21 protein-coding genes are annotated in these 21,266 nt (G+C 43.5%); 16 read left to right on the forward strand and 5 right to left on the reverse strand.

What is annotated here, in order from left to right; all coding sequences use genetic code 11:
- Nucleotides 1-181: 181 nt before the first annotated feature.
- Nucleotides 182-859 (reverse strand): hypothetical protein, encoded by a 678-nt coding sequence (locus A3C46_06640; GenBank protein OGQ22230.1) that lies wholly within the window; start codon nucleotides 857-859, stop codon nucleotides 182-184.
- Entirely contained in the window at nucleotides 831-1,157 is a 327-nt protein-coding gene (locus A3C46_06645; GenBank protein ID OGQ22231.1) for a hypothetical protein, read from the reverse strand. The genes A3C46_06640 and A3C46_06645 overlap by 29 nt, the downstream gene beginning before the upstream one ends.
- 178 nt (nucleotides 1,158-1,335) lie before the next feature.
- Here A3C46_06645 and A3C46_06650 point away from each other — a divergent pair, with 178 nt between their 5' ends.
- The 3 genes from A3C46_06650 to A3C46_06660 all read left to right on the forward strand — a co-directional run bounded on the left by A3C46_06650 (nucleotide 1,336) and on the right by A3C46_06660 (nucleotide 3,499).
- The gene (locus A3C46_06650; protein OGQ22232.1) at nucleotides 1,336-2,835 is read left to right on the forward strand and encodes a hypothetical protein; all 1,500 of its coding nucleotides are present in this window, start codon (nucleotides 1,336-1,338) and stop codon (nucleotides 2,833-2,835) included.
- Nucleotides 2,836-2,907: 72 nt separating this feature from the next.
- A complete protein-coding gene (locus A3C46_06655; GenBank protein ID OGQ22233.1) occupies nucleotides 2,908-3,108 on the forward strand; it encodes a hypothetical protein in 201 nt (66 codons plus the stop codon).
- On the forward strand, nucleotides 3,101-3,499 hold the full coding sequence (locus tag A3C46_06660) for a hypothetical protein (GenBank protein ID OGQ22234.1): 399 nt from the start codon (nucleotides 3,101-3,103) through the stop codon (nucleotides 3,497-3,499). The genes A3C46_06655 and A3C46_06660 overlap by 8 nt, the downstream gene beginning before the upstream one ends.
- 205 nt (nucleotides 3,500-3,704) lie before the next feature.
- Here A3C46_06660 and A3C46_06665 read toward each other — a convergent pair whose 3' ends face one another.
- On the reverse strand, nucleotides 3,705-4,280 hold the full coding sequence (locus A3C46_06665) for a 16S rRNA (guanine(966)-N(2))-methyltransferase RsmD (GenBank protein ID OGQ22300.1): 576 nt from the start codon (nucleotides 4,278-4,280) through the stop codon (nucleotides 3,705-3,707).
- Between the two features lie 247 nt (nucleotides 4,281-4,527).
- On the opposite strand from A3C46_06665, the gene A3C46_06670 reads away from it, so the two are divergent.
- The 10 genes from A3C46_06670 to A3C46_06715 all read left to right on the forward strand — a co-directional run bounded on the left by A3C46_06670 (nucleotide 4,528) and on the right by A3C46_06715 (nucleotide 14,640).
- The gene (locus A3C46_06670; GenBank protein ID OGQ22235.1) at nucleotides 4,528-5,334 is read left to right on the forward strand and encodes a hypothetical protein; all 807 of its coding nucleotides are present in this window, start codon (nucleotides 4,528-4,530) and stop codon (nucleotides 5,332-5,334) included.
- Between the two features lie 2 nt (nucleotides 5,335-5,336).
- The gene (locus tag A3C46_06675; GenBank protein OGQ22236.1) at nucleotides 5,337-6,092 is read left to right on the forward strand and encodes a hypothetical protein; all 756 of its coding nucleotides are present in this window, start codon (nucleotides 5,337-5,339) and stop codon (nucleotides 6,090-6,092) included.
- A 1-nt stretch (nucleotide 6,093) separates the two neighbouring features.
- The gene (locus tag A3C46_06680) at nucleotides 6,094-7,776 is read left to right on the forward strand and encodes a hypothetical protein (GenBank protein ID OGQ22237.1); all 1,683 of its coding nucleotides are present in this window, start codon (nucleotides 6,094-6,096) and stop codon (nucleotides 7,774-7,776) included.
- Nucleotides 7,773-8,495, forward strand: coding sequence for a hypothetical protein (locus A3C46_06685; GenBank protein OGQ22238.1), 723 nt, complete (start codon nucleotides 7,773-7,775; stop codon nucleotides 8,493-8,495). Before A3C46_06680 ends, A3C46_06685 begins: the two co-directional genes overlap by 4 nt.
- A 109-nt stretch (nucleotides 8,496-8,604) precedes the next feature.
- Complete coding sequence (locus tag A3C46_06690; GenBank protein ID OGQ22239.1) at nucleotides 8,605-10,188, forward strand: hypothetical protein; 1,584 nt, start codon at nucleotides 8,605-8,607, stop codon at nucleotides 10,186-10,188.
- A 2-nt stretch (nucleotides 10,189-10,190) separates the two neighbouring features.
- Complete coding sequence (locus tag A3C46_06695; GenBank protein ID OGQ22302.1) at nucleotides 10,191-11,201, forward strand: diguanylate cyclase; 1,011 nt, start codon at nucleotides 10,191-10,193, stop codon at nucleotides 11,199-11,201.
- A gap of 26 nt (nucleotides 11,202-11,227) precedes the next feature.
- Nucleotides 11,228-12,007: a peptide ABC transporter permease gene (locus A3C46_06700; protein OGQ22301.1), complete on the forward strand. Its 780-nt coding sequence runs from the start codon at nucleotides 11,228-11,230 to the stop codon at nucleotides 12,005-12,007.
- A gap of 6 nt (nucleotides 12,008-12,013) precedes the next feature.
- Nucleotides 12,014-12,991, forward strand: a complete 978-nt coding sequence (locus A3C46_06705) for a peptide ABC transporter ATP-binding protein (GenBank protein ID OGQ22240.1) — start codon at nucleotides 12,014-12,016, stop codon at nucleotides 12,989-12,991.
- Nucleotides 12,992-13,141: 150 nt separating this feature from the next.
- A complete protein-coding gene (locus tag A3C46_06710; GenBank protein OGQ22241.1) occupies nucleotides 13,142-14,140 on the forward strand; it encodes a hypothetical protein in 999 nt (332 codons plus the stop codon).
- On the forward strand, nucleotides 14,137-14,640 hold the full coding sequence (locus tag A3C46_06715) for a hypothetical protein (GenBank protein OGQ22242.1): 504 nt from the start codon (nucleotides 14,137-14,139) through the stop codon (nucleotides 14,638-14,640). Before A3C46_06710 ends, A3C46_06715 begins: the two co-directional genes overlap by 4 nt.
- Here the strand turns inward: A3C46_06715 and A3C46_06720 are convergent.
- Nucleotides 14,637-14,894 carry a hypothetical protein gene (locus tag A3C46_06720; protein ID OGQ22243.1) on the reverse strand — a complete coding sequence of 86 codons (258 nt, stop codon included), beginning with the start codon at nucleotides 14,892-14,894 and terminating at the stop codon, nucleotides 14,637-14,639. The genes A3C46_06715 and A3C46_06720 overlap by 4 nt on opposite strands.
- Nucleotides 14,895-14,896: 2 nt before the next feature.
- Here A3C46_06720 and A3C46_06725 point away from each other — a divergent pair, with 2 nt between their 5' ends.
- From A3C46_06725 to A3C46_06735, 3 genes are all read left to right on the forward strand, one after another.
- Nucleotides 14,897-16,543 carry a hypothetical protein gene (locus tag A3C46_06725; GenBank protein OGQ22244.1) on the forward strand — a complete coding sequence of 549 codons (1,647 nt, stop codon included), beginning with the start codon at nucleotides 14,897-14,899 and terminating at the stop codon, nucleotides 16,541-16,543.
- An 87-nt stretch (nucleotides 16,544-16,630) separates the two neighbouring features.
- The gene (locus A3C46_06730; GenBank protein OGQ22245.1) at nucleotides 16,631-17,419 is read left to right on the forward strand and encodes a prolipoprotein diacylglyceryl transferase; all 789 of its coding nucleotides are present in this window, start codon (nucleotides 16,631-16,633) and stop codon (nucleotides 17,417-17,419) included.
- The gene (locus tag A3C46_06735; protein OGQ22246.1) at nucleotides 17,416-17,952 is read left to right on the forward strand and encodes a hypothetical protein; all 537 of its coding nucleotides are present in this window, start codon (nucleotides 17,416-17,418) and stop codon (nucleotides 17,950-17,952) included. Before A3C46_06730 ends, A3C46_06735 begins: the two co-directional genes overlap by 4 nt.
- Here A3C46_06735 and A3C46_06740 read toward each other — a convergent pair.
- Entirely contained in the window at nucleotides 17,949-21,083 is a 3,135-nt protein-coding gene (locus tag A3C46_06740; protein ID OGQ22247.1) for an isoleucine--tRNA ligase, read from the reverse strand. The two genes, A3C46_06735 and A3C46_06740, sit on opposite strands and share 4 nt — an antisense overlap.
- Between the last annotated feature and the right edge of the window lie 183 nt (nucleotides 21,084-21,266).

Raw genomic sequence — 21,266 nt, forward strand, 5'->3', positions numbered from 1 at the left:
AGTGGCTCATGTCTTCCTTCTACATCACCACCACATTTTATCCAAGATAATCAATGCCACTCAAGGAAGTTTTTAGAGGTGCCCATAAGAAGAAGGGCTCCTAAAATATCCAAAATAAGTCCGAGTGAATTTATCCCTTCTGCCGTAATACATGTGTACATTTTTGTTTCTCCATTCTTTATTATTTCTCATATTTTAAATTTATATTTTCTCTTCCCAATTTTTTTAATGCATTCATGACACTTTGTTTTTCTTTTTTTGTAAGATTTCTAAAAGCTTCTTGCAGAGTTGTTTCTATCTTTTGTTCAACAAGTGCATCTAAAACCATAAGCGCCGATGTTTGATCCTTTTCTTTTTTCTCTTTTGTTTTTCGTTGTTCGAAAATGATCAATTTATGTAAACAATAGTCTGCAGGATGGGGAAGTTTGAGCGGAATGCCTGCAAGTTCAATGGTGATCGGTTGTCGCCAAAGCATCGCCAAATGACGAAGAGGTTGCGCGCTAAATTTGAGTTGGGGCAGAGGATAGGCTTTTGTCTTTGGCGGACCTATTTCTGGAATGAGAAATTCGAGGATAAGTTCATCGCTTTCGAGTTTCATCGAACCATCGCGATGAAATGAAATTTCAAAACCGAGATCAGCAAGAAGAGCTTCAAGATCGACGTCATGAGAAAAGCGGACTCTATTGGGGACTAAAAAATCAATATCACGTGTTTTGATCACAGCAAGGTATTCCGCATTTTTGAAAAAATCTTTATAGAATGCTGCGGCCCAACTTCCAATAATAAGGGTTTGATCGAGAATGCCAATTTTTGAAAGACATCGAAGGATTTCAATGACGAGCTTGTGTTGTTTTTCCACGTAATGCTTTCCTTAAAATCGAGAGTTGTTGCCGTATACTTTTCAATTTCTTTTGATAATTTTTACGCTGCATCATGAGTTGTTGGTAGTGTTCAATTTTTTTATCATCCATTTTTCCGAGATATTCTTGAACAATTTTTTCTCCATTGCGACGCGTGATATAACCATAACGATTGTCATTCTTTTTTCTGACAATAAAACAGCCTTTAGGAAGCTTTTGTAGGTCCTTCAGATATCTCTTCTCAAGCCGCAAAGCAGTTTTAAGCTCTTCTTTTAGGGTTGATATAAGAATGTTCATAAGTTTTACACTACAATCAGTTGTTTTTACAAAATGTAGTGTAACAATTGGTGTGATGTTGTCAAGAGTTTACACTACAAAATCGTTTTTTTGAATTTTGAGTGTAAAACTTCAAGATTTTTTCTTCAGAAGATTGACACAAGTAACTTTTCTCTCTTTTAGACGATAATCAACCTATATGGCACCTCGCATACCTGAATCGGGCATTCATATCGAATATCGTGGAGCAACGTATTACTCGAGCGCTCATTTTGATCTCGAATGGTTCGCTGAAATTGTAGAGCAGAAACCTGATGACAATCACTTCATCCTCGATGAAGGAGATATCGATCGCCTGCTCGATGTGAATTTTGGGAGGGTACTTTTAAGAGGGAGTAAAGCTTACGACGAAATAGGGATCGAAAAGGTAATGGATGTGGAAGACCTCTATCGGTCTCGAGTTTTCATACCCTCTCTCCCTGACGGGGAAAGGTTCTCTTCCTCGCTCGAAGCTTGGGGGGCAATGGTCTCGAGACTTCTTCCCAAAGTGATTGCTGAGATGGTGGAAGAACTTGGTCTCACCGATTTTGATCAGCGCGATATGGCGAGAAGTTTAGAAAGAGTGGAAATAGGAAGTGAAGAATGCCCGCCCGCGGCCGCGGCATGTGTTGTTTATTGGGGCAAAAGCAAAGAGGAAGGAGAGGGACGATCGAAGTCCACAAAAAGATATCTCCTGAACACAATCTACTTGGTCCCAGAAATACTGTTATGGAACACAGAAAACGAAATAAGGGGATATCTGAAACATGAAGTTACTCATCATCTTCTGAGATATGCACAATACTCTCGAGGAAACATTCATGCTTTAAAAGGTTCAACTTGGTACGATGAGGGATTGCCGAGTTTTTTTGAAAAAAAGTCGTATCCCTCATTTTATGACCCCCGTCTTTTCTTCTATAGTGGAGCTTTTGATGATTTAGATCCCGAAAGTCTTTTTATAGACAACAGTGTTTTTAAATATGAGCAAGCCGAATACGTTTTCCGTTTTATTGAGAAGAAGTGGGGGAAAGAGGGGTTGGAACGAGTTATCGCAGGGATCATCGAAAAAGATAATATTCATACAATTATCAGAGAAGCGCTTGGAATGCCGTGGGAGGAATTTCATGGACAGTGCAAAGAATATGTTGATGCGCGTATGCATGAACGCCTCAATACGAATCCTGAATTGGACCTCGGTATTCATATGCGCCTTAGGGATCTTCATGTTCCGGGGATTTCGATCAGCACCAGGCTCTCCACACCACTTGAAAAAACTTTAGGGATGAGCACTGCTCTTTTTCTCCGCTACGAAAAAAAGAAAGAAGAGGATCAAGTTGCGTCGAGCCACATCATCTTCGGCGGTGTGTCTCTAAACTCTCCCTATCTTTTCTGGTGGATAAACAGGGAATTTTCATTTGCTTCTCCGTTCACGTATCGAGGTTTTGACGTTTCAATTCTCTCCGCAAAGCTCTCTTTCAGTCCAACCATACTTTTGAGAAGAGAGGATCCGTCAGTTGATCTTACTCTCGGTGGAGGTTTGGATCTGTTTGAGATTTTTAAAGATTCGTGGCGAGGGAAGTTCGGCGTCGAATATAGGCGACAACTTCTGAGTGGCGAAGATGATTGGTACATCACAACCTCAGCCGGTTGGCAGTTTTGAAATCCACACACAATTTTTCTTTGACAGTGTACATAAAAAATAATATCTTTGTACATTATAAAGGGGGCTATTATGGCCAAAGCAAATTATGATCTTCCTGAAGAGAAACTGATGCAGGTAGTGGAGTATTCAGGCGCGCGCTCAAAACGAGAAGCCATTATTCTTGCGCTTGATGAATATCTGAAGAACAAACAACTTCAGAAGCTTGTGCAGCAATATGGGAAGCGCCCGCTCAGATGGACGAAGAAGACACTTCGAGCCTATCGTGGATAAAGTACTCATCGATACTTCAGTCTGGATCGATTTCTTTCGCGGTTCCTTGAGTACAACATTTCTTGCTCATTTCACCGAGACACTCACAGCTCAAAAAGGAGTCATTACCGATCTGATTCGTCATGAAATTTTGGTCGGAGCTCAAGATAAAAAACGTTTTCAGGATCTTCAAGAGCTTCTCTCCCCACTTACCTGTTACAGGATTCAAAGCGATGAACTTTTTCAGTTTGATGTCTTTGCTTGGGAGCTCCGAAAAAAAGGATTTAAAGGAAAGTATACAGATGCTTCTATCGCTTTTATCGCACACCGATATCATGTTCCTCTCATTACATTTGATCGCTATTTTCAGCTTGTCGAAAAATTTGGCCTGATTGAGCTAGTGAAATATTAGATTATGGAAAGTCTTTTAGGACTCATTAGACCTCTTGCGTAACCCTGGGTGACACTCGTTGTCATTGCGAGCCCGAAGGGCGTGGCAATCTCCTCTGTTTACTCGGGAGATCGCCACGCTTCGCTCGCGATGACATCCAAGTGTATCTCTTTGAAAACAAAAACTTTATAGGCTTGATTCTATTGAGGTTATGCAAGAAGTCTATTTAAGATTTTCTCTTTAAAAAACTGACATGCGTTTGACCATAGCGACGTTCATCCGTCAAGACGAGCGCTGCGAGTTCTTTGAGAGGTTCTTTTGGATGATGCTCTACAATCATCAGCGTTTTGTCATGAAGAAGCGATGTGGTGCCAAGAAGTTCAAGTGTTGGATTCACAAGGTTTTGCTCATACGGAGGATCGACAAAAATAAGATCAAATTCGTTTTTGTGAAAAAGTTTTCCTAAAAAACCTTTATTGTGTTCAAGCTTTTTCACGGCAGCATTGACCTTCATGGCAAGGACGGTTGCTTTTTCAGTCAAATGACAACGATGAAGATTTTTATGAATCGAAGCAACCGCAAGTTTTCCGTGTTCCACAAAAACACAATGCACAGAACCACGAGAAAGAGCTTCAATGCCAATTGACCCGGAACCCGCAAAAAGATCGAGCACTTTTGAGTCGGTGACATCAAAAAGAATATCGAAAATCGATTCTTTCACACGATCAAGCGCGGGCCGAGTCGCATCTGTTTTTGGAGCGACGAGCTTATGGCCTTTCGCTGTTCCGGCAATGACACGCATGTTCGTTTTATACATGATTTGACCTGAAAGATCGAGCCTGCTAAAGCAACATCACAAAATGAGAAAGAATGTTTGTGTTATTTTTACGAAAAAGGCCGTAGGAGGCGACCCTCGAGCGGCGTCTTCAGACGCTGGCAACGAAGCCTCAATACCCAGCAGGCTGAAGCGCATGGCAAAAATCCGGCGTGTGAGGATTTTTGCCGTAGTGAGAGGGCGCCTCCGAGAGACTTTTTCGAAGGAGATAATGATGAAAAAAAATAATATTTTTGCTCTTAGTACTCTCTTTTTTTTATTGAGCACACCTGCATTTGCCAAAAAGACGACATACATTGTGACCAATCAGAGATTTGATTACGTAAAACTAGGTGAAATCTCGTTGCGGGAAGCAGAAACTCGCGGTGTGAGTCATCCTGTGGAAGTTGATGAAGAAAAAATTCGAAAAGCGCTCGCCTCGTTAAAATTTTCTCGAGAAAGTTTCTGGAAAAAAAGTAATACTTTTGATCGAAAACTCTTTAGCGATGAAGCAGTCAATTTTCTTAGCCTTCATCTTCCCAAAGCATTTCGACAAGCGAAGACAACAGAAGAGGTTGTCTTCTCTTATCTCGATAAAGATCCCATTGTGATTCTTCGCAATGATCGTTTAACGATCGCTTCGGTGTGGGTTCATGGAAATGAACTCCATCTTCAGTTTAAGAAGTTATTTGCGAAAGTTTCAGGGGATACGGATAAACGAGGGAATGAAGTGCGTGCAGCCGCAAAAGCAAAGGGCCTTCGTATCGCTCTTCAGATTCAACCTGGACAGCGTCTCTCCCAAAACGACGAGAAAGAAGTTATTTTGGACTTAAACCACGACTTCTCCTCCAATGCATCCTTTGCTGAAGAAGACAACGCAGATGAAAAGACAACCAAAACACCAAGAGCTGAAAAAGCAAGCACTGATAAGACGTTCAATACCAAACAACGCTTGGAGCAAATAGAGCAACTTCGAAAAGATAAATTCATTTCTCAAAAAGAATATGACGAGAAACGAAAAGAAATTTTAAAAGATCTGTGATCATGAGCAAAGAACGGTTGGATCAGCTTTTAGTAAAACTCGGTTTTGCCTCAAACGAAAAAGAAGCGTCCGCTCTTTTAATGACAGGCGATGTGCTTGTGGATGATGTCCCTGTCACCTCGCCTGGGAAGTACGTCTTATCGCACGCAGTCATTCGTCTCCGACATGAAAAAATTCCTTACGTCAGTCGTGGCGGAATCAAATTGGCGCATGCTCTCAATCATTTTCACATTGAGGTAGAAGGAAAAATAGCTCTCGATGTGGGAGCTTCCACAGGAGGATTTACCGATTGTTTACTGCAGCATGGTGCAAAAAAAGTTTATGCTCTTGATGTCGGATATGGCCAGCTCGATATGAAGCTGCGCCGAGATGAGCGTGTGGTGGTGTTCGACCGAACCCATATTCGCGATCTGAAAAAAGAGCAGCTCCGTGAAGCCATTGATCTGATGGTGGTCGATCTTTCATTTACCTCAACAGCAGCGCTTCTCAAGCTCATGCATCGATGGGCGAATACGAAAACCTTGCTTCTGGTGTTAGTGAAACCTCAGTTTGAAGGAGCGGCTGAGACCATAGAAGAGGGGGGAATTGTGCTCGATCCCAAGGCTCATGAGAAAGCAATACAAAAAGTTATCAACGCTGGTGAAAAGGTTGGATGGGAAACGGTGGGAATGACGCCTTCTCCCATTACCGGAACGCACGGCAACCGAGAATTTTTAGTTCTTTTCCGATCATCAGTTGCTGTTTTTTCCTTCAAATGATATGCCTCCCTCAGTTAAATTCCTCACCTTTTCATTTTTTGGAGGTTTTTTGAATCGTCGTTTTTTCTTTCTCTCTTTCTTTTCTCTTCTTTTTATTTTGCCGAGCTGTGCATCAAAGAAAAAAGTGGATGTTGCCATCACTGCTCCCCAAAAAAAGATAAAACATGACGATCTTTTATTCCGATTTATGGAAGCGAGTCTCGAAGGACTTGAAGGTCGTTCGGCGGAAGCGCTGAAAACACTCACTCAACTCGTGGAAGAGCATCCGGAAAGTTCTTTTTTCCATTTTCAAAAAGCACGCGTTCAAGTTTTGCTCGGCGAACTCGATCAAGCTGTGGTGTCATGTCAAAAAGCATTCGAACTCAGTCCAAAAGATATTGAAATACAGATTTTTTTGGCTCGCCTTCTCGCGGAACAGGAAAAATATCAAGAAGCAGCCGCGCTTTTTGAAAAAGTATTACGCGTTGATCCGGAACGAGAACCGGTTTATACGCTTTTAGCCAAACAATATCTCCAGTTGAAAGAATTTACGAATGCTGTTTCCGTGATGGGACGCCTTCTTGAAGTGAATCCCGATGCTGTTGCTGCCTATCTTTTTTTAGGTTCGCTGTATCAGAATTATCTTCATCATGTTCCCAAAGCAATTCAGATGTATGAAGCAACTCTCGACATCGATCCGGAAAATCTTTCTGCGCTGGGTGCGCTTGCGCAAATCTCTATCGATCAGAAGAAACTTCAAAAGGCTCTCCCTTATTTTTTAGAAATTGAACGAAAAGTTCCCGATGACGTGTCGATCGCTCTCCGTATTGCTTTGATTTATTATGAACTCGGACAATATCCCAAAGCGATTGAACGTTTTCAGAAAATCACGGAACAAAATCCAGAAGCAGAAAAAGTTCGTTATTATTTAGGTGTTCTTTATGAGAGCATTGAAGAATTTGAAAAAGCGATCGAAGAATTTGAAAAAATACCTCCACATGTTGCTTCTTATCGAGATGCGATTCTTCATGTGGCCTCTATCTTGCGTTCTCGTGACGAAATGGCGCGTGCGATAAAAACGCTTGAAGAGGCGTTAAAGAAAAATAAGAATATTCTCGAATTTTATGAATTCCTGGCATCACTGTATGAAGAACAAGGTGAGATTGGAACTGCCATTGAAATTTTAAATCAAGGGATCAAAGTTTTTCCACGCGAAGAGCGTTTTTTAATGATGCAAGGTTTGCTGTATGAAAAGAAACAAGATCGCAAGCGCGCGTTACAGGCAATGGAGAAAGTTCTCAAAATAGATCCTCAAAACGCTACGGCTTTAAATTATATCGGCTATTCCTATGCTGAAGAAGGGGTTCGCCTGGATGAAGCCAAGGAAATGATTGAACGTGCCCTGACCTCTCGTCCCGGAGACGCCTATATAATAGATAGTCTCGGTTGGGTGCATTTTCGACGTCGAGAATATGACAAGGCCTTGAAACTCCTCAAGAAAGCCGAAAAAATGGCCTCTTCTGAGCCGACTATTTTTTATCATCTCGGAGAGGTCTATTCAGCGCTCAACGAACGTGCTCTTGCCAAGCGTTATTTCAAACGAGCTCTCGAAGCGTGGAATAAAAAAACACAACCAGATAAAAAAGAAATTGAGGAGATCCAACGTCGTCTTCAAGAGATTGAGGGGAAAAAGAATCCATCGTGAAAACGAAGTTTTGTTTTGCCATAACGATTGTTTCTTTCTTGTTCGCTTGTCAGGGAAAACAACCTCCTTCGGCATCGCTTCGTCTTTTCTCTGCACATGAGACCGTTTTTTCTCGCATGCTTCATCAAAGATTTCTGGCGGAACAATCAACTCGAAGTGTCGTTCGAGGTTTGGCTGAAATGACATGGCGCGATTCACATGGTACTCGCACTTCTGATGTCGCTCTTCATCTTCAACTTCCTCACGATCTTACAGCAGAAGCTTTTGATGCTCTTGCGGATGTGTGGGCGAAAATCCGAACCGACGGGAAGAAATTTTTTTTTGAGGTGCTGACAGATCGTGGGAAAAGACGCGGAAAAACAACAGAGCGACATCTGGCGAAATTTTTTTCTTTTGAATGGGAAACCGAAGAGTTCGTGGCAGCGCTTGCGGGAACGCTCCCTTTTTTAACTTCAGATATTTTTCTTGAAGAAAATCGTTCTCTCTTTCATTTTCAGCAGAGACCTTTCACGTTTCGAATTGATCAAAAGGGGAGAGTGCTTTCGTATCGTCGTGGAGATGAATCAGGCACAAAGACTCTTTATGAAGTTCATTTTTCTGACTATCGATTGCATGGGAAAACTTTTTTCCCTTATCGTGTTGTGATCAAACTCCAAGAGAGAGAGTTGTCTCTTCGTTATCGTGAGGTGAAGTTCAATGAAGATGAGAAGTCATTTTAAAACATTTCGTTGTTGCGGGTCCTGTCACCTCCGCCGTTCCACCTCCCCGCTGGCGCGGGGCGCCCCTGGGATCCAGCGTCGGCGACACCCGGACTATGTGGATTTTAAAATGACTTCTAAAATTTTTTTCACGCTGCTGTTTCTGTTATTAACAAGTTGCACCTATCGACTGGAGCGGGATGCTCGTGAATTGGTGATGCATCTTGCCGCAGAGCCTGCAACGCTCAATCTTCTCACGTATTCGGATCATTATGGTGCTCAAGTTTTAGGCAATATCTATGAACGTTTGATCGACGTGGATGCAAAAACGCTTACGTTTACTCCAAAACTTGCGACGCATTGGGAAATTTCAGCAGACGGCAAAACGATTACCTTTTTTCTCCGTGAGAATATTCGTTGGCACGACGGATTTCCTTTTACGGCAGACGATGTGATATTTACATTTGAGCGTATTCTCGATCCCGCAGTGGATGCTCCACGCCTTCGTCAGCAATATCTCGATGTCGAAAAGTTGGAGAAGATTAACGACTATACTATTCAGTTTCATTATAAACGTCCCTATTTTGGCGCTTTTTTTACGGCAGGAGCACTTCCTGTTCTTCCGAAGCATGTTTTTAAAGCTGGCGAAAATTTTAATGCACATGAAATTGGGCGTAGTCCCATAGGAACAGGGCCTTATCGTTTTGTGTCGTGGGAGAAAGGACGATCACTGCGTCTTGTGCGTCACGAGGAATATTGGGATCATAAACCACAAATCAAAGGAATCGTTTTTAATATTATTCCCAATGGCACCGTTGCATTTCAATTCTTGAAAAAGGGAGGACTCGATCTTTTTGAACTCTCTCCGATGCAATGGGAAAAGCAGAGCTCGAGTCATTCTTTTCAAGAGCGTTTTCGTAAGTATCACTATTTCCCTCCTAATTTTTCTTTTATTGCATGGAATATGAGGCGGCCTCTTTTTGCGGATAAACGTGTGAGGCAAGCGATGACCATGCTTCTCGATCGTTCTTCCATTATCGAGAAACAACTTGGTGGCTTAGGGAAGATAGTGACCGGAAGTGCCTATCCTCTCAGCAAAGATTACGATACTTCGATTGAACCTCTTCCATATAACCCTGAAAGGGCAATAGCTCTTTTGCGCGAAGCGGGATTTGATGATCACGATGGAGATGGACTGCTCGATCGAGAGGGAGTTGTTTTTGAATTTACCTATCTCTATCCAAATAACTCGAACTTTGGGAAAAAAATTGGATTGCTTCTGCAACGGCAGCTGCAAAATGTCGGCATTCGAATGCATCTCGAACAATTAGAATGGGCGACACTTCTTTCTCGTATGCAAAAGCGTGACTTCGATGCATTATCGCTCTCATGGATTCCTCCACTTCAGGCCGATCCGTTTCAACTTTGGCATTCTTCACAAGCAGATCGAGGTTCCAATATTTCGGGATTTCGACATGCAGAAGTGGATCGTCTCTTGGAAGAGGGAAGAACTCTTTTTGATGAAGACGAGAGAGCCAAAAGATATCAAAAGGTGCATCGTTTGCTTTATGAGGAACAACCCGTGCTTTTTTTATTTCAGATGCCGACGCTTGCTGCTGTCAGTAAGAGATTTGAAAATGTTCAAGCATATCCTTTAGGGCTGAAGCCTCGAGAGTGGACAATTGAGAGTACCGCAATGCTGAAAGCATGGTGATGATGAAACAATATGTGCTCAAACGTTTTTTTCTTCTTCTTCCCACGTTTTTGGGGATTACCGGTTTGACCTTTTTCATGCTTCAGCTTGCGCCAGGAGATCCAGCTGCATTAAAAGCACAATCTTTCACAGAGCTTCTTGCTGACCCACAACAAACGGAAGCAGTTGTGACCGAAACACAAAAACTTTATGGTTTGGAGAAACCTCTCTCTCTCCAATATCTGTTATGGCTCAAACGTATTGTGCTCTTTGATTTTGGTGAATCCTATCGTGATCATCGACCGGTGATGGCAAAAATTGCCGAAGCGCTTCCGATCACACTTCTTTTAAATGCTCTGACCCTTCTCGTTATCTTTGTGATTGCGTTTCCACTTGGCGCTTATAATGCGCTAAAACCCAACTCTTTTCATGATCGGGTTTCCGCTCTCTTTCTATTTCTTCTCTATTCGCTTCCAAGTTTTTGGTTTGCGCTTTTACTGATCGTCCTTTTTGCGGGAGGAGATTATCTCAATCTTTTTCCGCTTATCGGGATTTTTTCTGACGGAGCAGAGAGACTCCCTTGGTATGGACGTATTGGGAATCTCTTGTGGCATCTCATCCTCCCGGTCATCGTATTAAGTGTGGCGAATATCGCTTTTCTTTCGCGATTTGTTCGCGCTTCTTTAGTCGAGGTGATGAAAAAAGAATACATCCGAACTGCTTATGCAAAAGGGCTCTCGCCCTTTCAGGTCATGGTGAAACATGCATTCAAAAATGCGCTTCTTCCCTTGGTCACGTTGTTTGGGAGTCTTCTTCCCGCTCTTTTGAGTGGAAGCGTGATTGTGGAACAGATTTTTTCGATTCCCGGAATGGGCCGTCTCAGTTTTGAATCGGTTTTAGCTCGTGATTATCCCGTTATCATGGGGATTACCGTGATGACCGCAACGCTCATGCTCATCAGTTATTTTGTGACCGATATTGTCTATGGATTTTTAGATCCTCGTCTTCGTCTGCATGAAAGGAGAGGATTGTGAAAGTCTCTGTGATCATTCTTCTTCTGATGACTCTCACGGCTCTTGCAGCCCCTTTTTTAGCCAATGATCGCTCTTTTTCATCGTTGCTTTCTCCTCCGATTCCTTACCATCCCAATTCAACCGATAGCGACGCCATCTTGACCCCTCCGAATCGTTCTCATCTTCTCGGGACCGACGACATTGGTCGCGATGTCCTGGCACAGCTCATTTGGGGAACACGCATCTCTCTTTCGGTGGGGCTTGTCGCGATGTCTATTGCACTGACTCTCGGCATTTTTCTCGGAGGAATCGCCGGTTACTTTGGAGGAATATGGGATCTTCTGATTTCCCGTTTGATCGAGATTTTTTCTTGTTTTCCGACGTTTTTTTTCATCTTAGCACTTCTCTCCTTTGTCGGTCCTTCACTTTTGAATCTCATGATCGTGATTGGCGGGACCAGTTGGCCAGGCATTGCGCGGCTTGTGCGAGCTGAATTTTTCCGTTTGCGGGAAGAAGAGTTTGTGAAAGCAGCTTCTGCGCTTGGAGCGGGATCTTTTCGTATTCTTTTTCGTCATCTGCTTCCAAATATTGTTCGACCTCTTGTGGTCATTGCGAGTTTTGGAATTGCCGCTGCTATTTTGGGTGAAGCTTCACTCTCTTTTTTGGGGTTTGGTGTTCGTCCTGAAGATCCGAGTTGGGGATCGCTCCTTGCAAGTGGAGAAGCGTATTGGGATGTTGCGTGGTGGTTGACTTTGGCTCCAGGCTCTGCGATTTTTTTAACGGTGACGGCATTTAACCTTCTTGGCGAAAGTTTTCGCAATCGATAGGATTCCATGTCTTTATTAGAAGTGAAACATCTCGAGACACATTTTTATCACGAAAAATCGGTGATCAAGGCTGTCGATGGCGTCTCACTTTATTTAGCCAAAGGGGAAGCTGTCGGTATTGTCGGCGAAAGTGGTTGTGGAAAAAGTGTTTTTGCCCACTCTCTTTTGCGGTTAATCCCTTCTTCTCATGGCCGCATTGTGGGAGGAGCGATTATGTATCATCTTCCTCATCAACCAAATCCGATCGATTTGATGAAACTTCCGGAAGAAAAGATGCGTTCGTTGCGGGGAAAAAGAATGGCCATGATTTTTCAAGAGCCGATGACATCGCTCAATCCACTCTCTACGATTGGAGATCAAATTGCAGAGGCGATCGCTCTTCATGAAGGCGGGAGTCGTGCGGTGATTCGCGATCGTACGCTTGAAATGTTACAGCTTGTGGGGATTCCCGTTCCAGAGAAACGGATTGATGCTTTTCCGCATGAACTCTCGGGTGGAATGCGTCAGCGAGCCATGATTGCGATGGCGCTTTCGTGTAAGCCTGACATTCTGATTGCAGATGAACCGACCACAGCGCTTGATGTGACGATTCAAGCTCAAATTTTGGAACTTCTCGCAAAGCTTCGTGAACAATTGGGAATGGCGCTGCTTCTGATTACGCATGACTTAGGAGTTGTGGCTGAAGTCGCGCATCGCGTGATGGTGATGTATGCGGGAAAATGTGTTGAAGAAGGGACGGTGCAAGAAATTTTTCATCACCCAAAACATCCCTATACACAGGCGCTTCTTCGAGCTCTCCCTTCTTTTGGAAAAAGAGGAGGAAAGCTTCCCACGATTCCAGGAGCTGTCCCTTCGCTCGCACATTTGCCTGAGGGATGTGCGTTTCAAGATCGCTGCCCCAAAGTACAAGAGCGATGTCGAAAAGGTGCGGTTCCTGATGATCCGTCTCATGTCGGAAGACTGGTGAGATGCTATTATGCATAAAGCTTATTTTCAAAAGTATTTATTGTCTGCGGGTCCTGCCGCCTGCGGCATTCCGGAAGTTTTGCTGATACGCAATAACTTCCGAAATAGCCTCCGGCGTCACCCGCAGTTAATTATCTCTTTTGAAATAAATTTTATGAAAAGGATTTTATGTCAGACATTTTAGTTGAACTGAAAGATGTCGTGAAACATTTTCCGGTGAAGCGCGGATTTTTTGAGCGACATGCTGCTCATGTTCATGCGGTGAATGGCGTCTCTTTGCGCATACGAAAAGGCGAGACCCTTGGCCTTGTCGGGGAGAGTGGTTGTGGGAAATCGACGCTTGGGCTTCTGCTGTTACGTCTTTTAAAACTCGATAGCGGACAGATTTTTTTTGAAGGAGAGGAAATTACGCATCTTCCAGAATCGAAGATGCGACCTCTGCGTCGGCAAATTCAGGTCGTCTTTCAAGATCCGTATGCATCGCTCAATCCCAGAATGAAGGTCAGCGCTCTTCTTGAAGAACCGCTGATCATTCATCGAGTCGGAAATAAAAAAGAGCGTTTAGATCGCGTTGATGAATTACTTTCTCTGGTCGGTCTCTCTTCTGACGCCAAAGAAAAATATCCTCACGAGTTTTCGGGAGGTCAGCGTCAACGGGTCTGTATCGCGCGAGCGCTCGCACTCAAACCGAAATTAATCATTGCCGATGAACCTGTCTCAGCGCTTGATGTTTCTATTCGAGGACAAATTGTAAATCTGTTGATGGAGCTTCAAGAGAAACTCGGTCTTTCGTTGCTACTTATTTCTCATGATTTGACGGTGGTGCAGCACATGAGTCATCGCATTGCGGTGATGTATTTAGGAAAAATGATGGAACTTTTTCCTTCTGATCAGATGTCCATGGTTCGTCATCCCTATACGCAAGCATTAATATCGGCGATTCCGATTCCAGAGCCGGGAGCCAAGAAAAAGAGACTTGTGCTTGCAGGAGATGTCCCATCTCCCATTTCACCCCCGTCTGGCTGCCCTTTTCATCCGCGTTGTCCTTATGCGGAACATCAATGCAAAGTGAATGTCCCTGCATTGCTCCTCAAAAACAGAGAAACATTGGCTGCATGTCATCTTTATGACACTATCCCTCTTTTGAAGATGGGAGGAGAAGTATGAAAAAAATTCTGATCTGGTTTTTTATTTCCTTTTTTCTTTTGTCCGCAGGCCAGGTTGAAGCAAAAAAACAACCAAAAACAGTGCGCGCAGAGGGAGGGACTTCGATTGAAGGTTTTGGTTTTGCGATTGATGCCAGTTATGAGAAAAAACTCGATAAGCTCATCCCGGGTTATCGCATTTTAAATGTCGCTATCGTGAATAATTCTTTTCAGATTCTTTTCATGAATCCTGATAAAGATCGATGGTCTCTCAAAACAAAAGCAGGGAAAAAATTTGGAACGATCGTCAATTTATCCAAAGAAGATCCTAAAGCATGGGAACAAATTCCAAAGAGGGTGAAAAATCATCTTTCTTATCCCCTGGCTATTCCTATTGGCGCTCATCTTGCCTTTGATCTGTTTGTTCCGGAAAAAGTCCCTCTTGAAAAGATGCGTGAACTGGAAGTCGTCATGGAGTCTCTAGGAACGACCTTCCGAATAGAAGTATCCCCCTCTTCTTAAATTCTCTCTCTGAAATTTCTTATTGCGAGAAAGAACACCGACCTTAGCTCTAGAAGCCTTTTTCTCCTTTTTCTCAAAATGAAAAATTTTTCTCCCACTTTTTTGGGTGAAAACAGACCCTTTGGGTCTATTCTGGGTAATAAAAAACACATATATAAATATTTGATTTTATTTATTTTTATCTGAAAACGTAAAATAAAACACATGGCATGTTCCTTGCTCTTTTGATGCTCAAGTAGCGCAAAAGGGAGCATGCATGAGGGGGACGTGGAAAACATATCTGATGGCTTCGTTGGGAATAATACTTCTCAGCGCAGGTTGCGGAGGGGCGGGAAGCCCTTCTGCAAGTGTCAGTGGTTCTGGAAGATCTGGCGGTTCAGCGATCGGCATTCAAGGGGGAGTCGGTATCAGTAATTCCGTGAAATCTCCTTCTGAAATGAATGTCGGAGATCTCATGGGAATCGAATTCCAAGGTGCTGACGAAATGAATATTGATTTTGAAGGGGCAGATCCAGATGCTGAATATATCCTTATTGTGGGATCTGCAAATGCTGGAGGATTTGGAACCGCAATGCAGGTCACCAATGATATCAATAGTCTTCTTCCAAATCTTGCGTATGACGAAGAAAATGTGGATCAAGGAAATCTTTTATTTAAATCAGCTTCGTTGAATTCAAATGATGTGACCGAGAACTTTCATAATCAGCTTCGTGAAGCAGAGCTTGACGTTGCTGAAGAAGATTTCTCTTTTTCAAAAGCCTCAATGACCTCGAAGGGAGTTTCGAAATCAGTCGCGCTTGGAGAGGTTGATACCTTCCAAGTACTTTCGAGCATTAGTTCTGTTTCCAGTTTTGTCGACGTTGATTCTCGACTTGAATGTTTAGGTGAGCGCATTGCGGTGTATGTGGATACTCGAGTTTCAGATGATGTTTTGAGTGCTCAAGATATTGAAAAATTATGTGCCATGTATGATCGAGCGGCAGGGATCGAAGATGAAATTTTAGGCGCATCCCCTGATGTGGATGGAGATGGAGTGGTTCATGCTCATATTACCTATGCGGTCAATAGTCTTGGCGCACATGCTGGAGGCATTGTGACGGGATATTTCTGGGCGGGCCACCGTGATCGTGAAGTGGTGCATCTTGTAGCCCCAGATCCAAACGGAAGTTATGGCCCTGCCGTGTCAAAAGAGATGGCGCTGAATAATTTTCTCCCCGCTGTTTTTCCTCATGAACTTCAACATCTCAAAAATTATTATCAACGTGTGGGTGTCCAAGGAGTATCGCCAGATGAAGCGTGGAAGAATGAAGGTTTGTCACACTTATTCGAAGATGTGGTCGGTTGGAACATGGAAAACTATTCTCGATATGATCTTGCACTTTCAAGTCCTTCATCCACGAAAGTCGTTGCGGGAAGTTCGCCGAATCTTTTGGAGCGAGGCGCTTCCTATCTTTTCTTGCGCTTCCTGTATGAACAATCGGAAAACCCAAATGAATTTTTACGCAATATGGTTCGGTCGGAGTTAAGTGGAGTGGAAGCGGTGCAAGAAGCATTTGATGGCCCAGATGATTTTAATCAATTTTCTGAATTTTTTGGACGTTGGACAGTGGCAGTCGCGATGACCAATCGCGGGGTGACGGCTGATAGTCGTTATACCTATAAGGCACGGACCTTGAACGCAGAAACACAAACATGGCAGGGAGTCTGTCTCATTTGCGAACCGGATGATGGACGAGGGACGGTGCTCGAAGGTGTTTATATGTCTGAATACGATGGATTCAATGCGACGAATATTAAAGCTTCCGCTGCAAAATATTATCAAGTGAGCGAGGCTCCTTCTGAAATTACACTCAAAGGAACTCATGATGGTGGGAACTTCGGTGTTTTAATTCGCACGAAGTAGATATTTTCTGAAAATGCTTCACCCTTCGACAGGCTCAGGGTGAGCGGAAGGGTTTACTTTTCTTTCTTCATTTCATATACAAATCCAATGCATCCGGTCTTGTTTGAAATTCCTTTTTTTGGCGGCATTCCTGTTTTCTCGTATGGTGTCCTTGTGGCTACCGGATTTCTCGTTGGAAGTTTTTGGGTAAAGCGAGAAGCCATGCGTGTTGGCATCAGCCCTGAAAGGGCGATGGATCTTCTTTTTTATATTATCATTGCAGCTCTCGTCGGTTCGCGTGTGCTTCATATTTTGGTCTCTGATCTCGATCGTGTTCTTGAAAATCCGCTTCTTCTTTTTAAAGTGTGGGAAGGGGGTCTTGTTTTCTATGGTGGTCTCATTGGCGCACTGCTCGTTTCCATCTGGTATGTTCGCAAATATCGACTTCCTTGGCTTATTTACTTCGATGTCTTCGCTCCTGCCATTCCACTTGGACACGCCATCGGGCGTCTTGGATGTTTGATGGCCGGATGCTGTTATGGGAAAGTGGTTCAAGGAAATCCCTGGTATGCTCTCGTTTTTCCCGAGACGGGAAGATCATTTGCACCAGCAGGAATTCCTCTCTATCCAACGCAATTGATGGAATCTGCAGCAGAGCTTCTCGTCTTTGTGATTTTATTTTTTCTACGGCGGCGTAAAAAATTTAATGGTCAACTCATGGCCACCTATTTAATGCTCTACGCTGTTGTCCGTTCGACGATTGAGTTTTTTCGTGGCGACATTGAGCGAGGTTTTATTATTGATCCTTGGCTTTCCACATCGCAGGGCATTGGTATCGTGATGTTTTTAGCGGGACTCTCAATGTATCTCTGGCAATGGAGAAAGAAGGCTGCATGAAGAAAAGAATTCTCAACCCCGTGAAGATCTCAACGAGATTCTTCACTTCGTTCAGAATGACAAACTTAGTGCTTATTGTAACTTCGATGTTTTTCTCTTCCTGTTCAAAACCGATGGCGGAAGCGAAAGTGCTTCCTCGAGTTCAATATTTAGCGCAGAATTTTGATGCTGCTGTAGCGGATATCACCAAAATTCTTCCCGACATTCTTCAAAAAAGAAAGTATGCGGTAGCAGAAGAAAAAAAGACGGAAGGTGTTTTGCTTACGACGTGGAAACCAACCACGTCGGATTCTCATTATATTCGTATTTTCGGGCGTAAAGATTTGAGTCCGAACGGTGGCTATTATCAACTTGAAATTCATACGTTCACCGAAGGCGATTACACGCGCGTCCGCGTGGCCAGTCGCATGAAGTCGCTTGCGATCAATCTTCGATCCTCTGGAATCGAAGAGCGCCGCATTCTCGAGGACATCTCCGATGTGCTTCGCAAGCAAGAACCGACGATTACAAATCTTGGGATTGAGAACGATTAATGAGGATGTGTTTTTAACGCAATCGTCAGTTTCATTTCATCAATCTCACATTCTTCGATCGCATTTCCTTGTGGATGAGATGTCTGTTTGCATTTGATCGCTAAGGTTTGGTCTTGAATGTAGTCGAGATTTTTTGTGATCGCTTCCAACAGTTCTTCTTCTGCTGCATATTCAACAACGATGCGATCATCGAGTTTGAGATCTGCTTTTTTACGTAATCGCTGAATACGGTTCACCACTTCTCGTGCCAGGCCGTCGAGCATTTGATCTTTTTCAACGGTCGTGTCGAGTTCGATGGTAATGAACGCATCTGAAATCAAATTCTCATGCCCCGGTTTTGCATTTCGATAAATCGTTACATCTTCTCGCGAAAGGCTTTCGCTTTCGACGATGAGTAGCTCTCCTTTTTCTAATGAAGCAATATCGTGAGTGGAGAGTTGTTGAATGGCTTTACTGACTGCGCCAAATTTCTTTCCCAGTCGCGGTCCAAGAGTTGCGCCATTCGCTTTTGCGGTCAGCTCAACATAGCTTGCTTCATCGGTGACAAAGAGAAGATGACGAACGTTGAGTTCTTCTTTGAGATAACTTTCAAGAGGTTTTAAATCTTCTAAGATTTTTTTGTCACGATGAATAAGTGAGAGCTGTTTTAAAGGTATTTTAATTTTAATATTTTTCTGTTCGCGCAAGTTTCGTCCCATTACGAGAATGCGGGCCATCAGTGCTACGGAGCGCTCAAGATTTGGAATAATGAGACTTTTGTCAGCAACCGGGTAATCTTGAAGGTGAACGCTTTCCTCCGAGGGATTCGTGCGTAAATTTTGAAACATTGTTTCGGATAAAAACGGAGCAAAGGGTGCCATAGTTTTCGTCATGCTCAATAAAACCGTATAAAGGGTTTGATACGCCTGTTCTTTATCTTCCGATGTTCCTTCGGACCAAAAACGTTTTCGATTGAGGCGAATATAAATGTTTGTGAGGTTTTCGATGAAATCGAGAAGCTGCGGAACCACACTATAAAGATGATATTCTTTCATCTCGACTTCAACGTGGTTGAGAAGTGTTTGCAAACGAGAGAGAATCCATTGATCCAACAGTGCTGACGCGCTTTTCTGGGTGGTTCCAGGTTTCCACTGATCGATGGTCGCGTAACTGATGAAGAAGGTATACGCGTTCCACCACTTCAGTAACACTCGACGAACAATTTCTTTCACGCCAGCTTCCGAAAATCGCAACTCTTCAGCTCGGACCGCAGGCGAGTTGATTAAATACAGACGAAGAGCATCAGCTCCGTAAGCGTTGATCACTGTTTCCGGGTCGGGATAATTTTTCAGGCGCTTGCTCATTTTTTTCCCATCTTCAGCAAGGACGAGTCCGTTGACGACAACATGTTGAAAAGGAGCGGTATCAAAAAGCGCAGTTCCTAAGACTGAGAGCGTATAAAACCAACCACGCGTTTGATCGAGCCCTTCAGCGATAAAATCTGCAGGAAAGGTTTTTTCAAATGTTTCCTTATGTTCAAATGGATAATGATATTGTGCGAAGGGCATGGCACCGGATTCAAACCAACAGTCAAATACCTGCGGTATTCGCTTAAGAACTCCACGGTTTTCTGTGTTAGGAATTTCAATGTCATCAAGCGATTCTCGATGAAGGTCAGTGACTTTTTTTCCACTTAATTTTTCAAGTTCGGCGATACTCCCAATACAGATCATTTCGCCCGTCTCATCATTGCGCCAGACCGGGAGAGGATTCCCCCAATAGCGATTGCGGGAAATATTCCAATCACGCGCGTTTTCGAGCCAATTTCCAAAACGACCATCGCGTAAATTTTCCGGAACCCAGTGGGTTTTTTGGTTATTTTGAATGAGTCGCTCTTTGATGGCCTCAACCTTCAGAAACCACGAAGAGACAGCCCGATAAATAAGCGGAGTGTCTGAACGCCAACAGAAAGGATAACTGTGAGTGATGGTGTCGTGGCGAAAAAGTTTTCCGTGATGTTTTAACCACGCAATAATTTCTTTATCTGCTTCTTTGACATGCTTTCCCGAAAAGTCTTTCACTTCATCAGTAAATTTTCCGTCGTCATCAACTGGAAGAACAATTTCAATGCCATGTTTCTTTGCCAGTTGAAAATCATCTTCGCCAAATGCAGGCGCAATATGGACAATACTCGTTCCCTCTTCTTCCGTAACAAATTCACCAGCGAGAACCCGAAAGGCACCGACATTTTTTCGCGATGCAAAATAAGAGAAGAGAGGTTCATATGTTTTTCCGACGAGTTCTTTTCCAAGAAAAGTGTTGACGATTTCAACGTCAGCATCTTTTTTGAAAAGAGCATGAAAAGCTTTGGCTCCAAGAATCAGGCTAACGCCTGTCTTCTGATGTTTTACTTTGACATACTCAAGTTCAGGGTTGACCGCGAGTGCGAGGTTGCTGGGAAGCGTCCACGGTGTTGTCGTCCAGACAAGAAAAAAAGTATTGGGTTCTCCATCAAGCGCAAACATGACCGTGATCGCCGGATCCTGAACATCTTTATAGTTGAGACCTGCTTCAAAGTTGGAAAGTGGCGTGGCAACTGCCGTTGAATAGGGCATGACACGAAATCCTTCGTAGATGAGTTTTTTCTCCCAAAGCTGTTTGAATCCCCACCAGACCGATTCCATAAAGTGACGATCCATGGTTTTATAGTCATTTTTGAAATCGACCCATCGACCGATACGACTGATGGTCCGTTCCCATTCAGCGGTATAACGAAGCACAATACTTCGACATGCTTCGTTATATTTTTTGATTCCCATAGCTTCCACATCCGCGCGACCGCGAATGCCGAGGTCTTTATCGATTTCATGTTCGACGGGGAGCCCGTGACAATCCCAGCCAAAGCGGCGTTCAATACGATATCCTTTCATCGTCCAATAACGAGGGATAATGTCTTTCAAAACACTTGCGAGCAGATGTCCATAGTGGGGGAGACCTGTGGCAAAGGGAGGGCCGTCGTAAAAGCTGAAGGATTTTTCTTTGGCGCGTTGCTCAATACTTTTTTGAAAAATATTCTGCTTTTTCCAAAACGCGAGAATTTCTTCCTCTTGCTTTGGAAAATCAATCTGCGGTTGTACTTTTTCAAATGTCATGAGATTATCTCTTCGTTATTTATTGATATGTCGAAAAAGGCCGCAGGAGGCGTTTGTCGAGCGGCGTCTGCAGGCACTGCGGACAGCAGCCATCATCCTCGCAGTGCCAAAGAGCAGGCGGCAAGATGGCGATTGAATCGAGCCGCCGTAGTGAGACAACGCCTCCGAGAGACTTTTTCGATT

The sequence above is a fragment of the Deltaproteobacteria bacterium RIFCSPHIGHO2_02_FULL_44_16 genome, assembly GCA_001798185.1.
Classification (GTDB): domain Bacteria; phylum UBA10199; class UBA10199; order 2-02-FULL-44-16; family 2-02-FULL-44-16; genus 2-02-FULL-44-16.

Bases quoted from the DNA above. Each gene is read 5' to 3' on its own strand.
- A3C46_06645 (OGQ22231.1), bottom strand. From the start codon at position 1,157: ATGAACATTCTTATATCAACCCTAAAAGAAGAGCTTAAAACTGCTTTG.
- A3C46_06650 (OGQ22232.1), top strand. From the start codon at position 1,336: ATGGCACCTCGCATACCTGAATCGGGCATTCATATCGAATATCGTGGA.
- A3C46_06655 (OGQ22233.1), top strand. From the start codon at position 2,908: ATGGCCAAAGCAAATTATGATCTTCCTGAAGAGAAACTGATGCAGGTA.
- A3C46_06665 (OGQ22300.1), bottom strand. From the start codon at position 4,280: ATGCGTGTCATTGCCGGAACAGCGAAAGGCCATAAGCTCGTCGCTCCA.
- A3C46_06670 (OGQ22235.1), top strand. From the start codon at position 4,528: ATGAAAAAAAATAATATTTTTGCTCTTAGTACTCTCTTTTTTTTATTG.
- A3C46_06675 (OGQ22236.1), top strand. From the start codon at position 5,337: ATGAGCAAAGAACGGTTGGATCAGCTTTTAGTAAAACTCGGTTTTGCC.
- A3C46_06680 (OGQ22237.1), top strand. From the start codon at position 6,094: ATGCCTCCCTCAGTTAAATTCCTCACCTTTTCATTTTTTGGAGGTTTT.
- A3C46_06690 (OGQ22239.1), top strand. From the start codon at position 8,605: ATGACTTCTAAAATTTTTTTCACGCTGCTGTTTCTGTTATTAACAAGT.
- A3C46_06695 (OGQ22302.1), top strand. From the start codon at position 10,191: ATGAAACAATATGTGCTCAAACGTTTTTTTCTTCTTCTTCCCACGTTT.
- A3C46_06700 (OGQ22301.1), top strand. From the start codon at position 11,228: ATGACTCTCACGGCTCTTGCAGCCCCTTTTTTAGCCAATGATCGCTCT.
- A3C46_06705 (OGQ22240.1), top strand. From the start codon at position 12,014: ATGTCTTTATTAGAAGTGAAACATCTCGAGACACATTTTTATCACGAA.
- A3C46_06710 (OGQ22241.1), top strand. From the start codon at position 13,142: ATGTCAGACATTTTAGTTGAACTGAAAGATGTCGTGAAACATTTTCCG.
- A3C46_06715 (OGQ22242.1), top strand. From the start codon at position 14,137: ATGAAAAAAATTCTGATCTGGTTTTTTATTTCCTTTTTTCTTTTGTCC.
- A3C46_06720 (OGQ22243.1), bottom strand. From the start codon at position 14,894: ATGCTCCCTTTTGCGCTACTTGAGCATCAAAAGAGCAAGGAACATGCC.
- A3C46_06725 (OGQ22244.1), top strand. From the start codon at position 14,897: ATGAGGGGGACGTGGAAAACATATCTGATGGCTTCGTTGGGAATAATA.
- A3C46_06730 (OGQ22245.1), top strand. From the start codon at position 16,631: ATGCATCCGGTCTTGTTTGAAATTCCTTTTTTTGGCGGCATTCCTGTT.
- A3C46_06735 (OGQ22246.1), top strand. From the start codon at position 17,416: ATGAAGAAAAGAATTCTCAACCCCGTGAAGATCTCAACGAGATTCTTC.
- A3C46_06740 (OGQ22247.1), bottom strand. From the start codon at position 21,083: ATGACATTTGAAAAAGTACAACCGCAGATTGATTTTCCAAAGCAAGAG.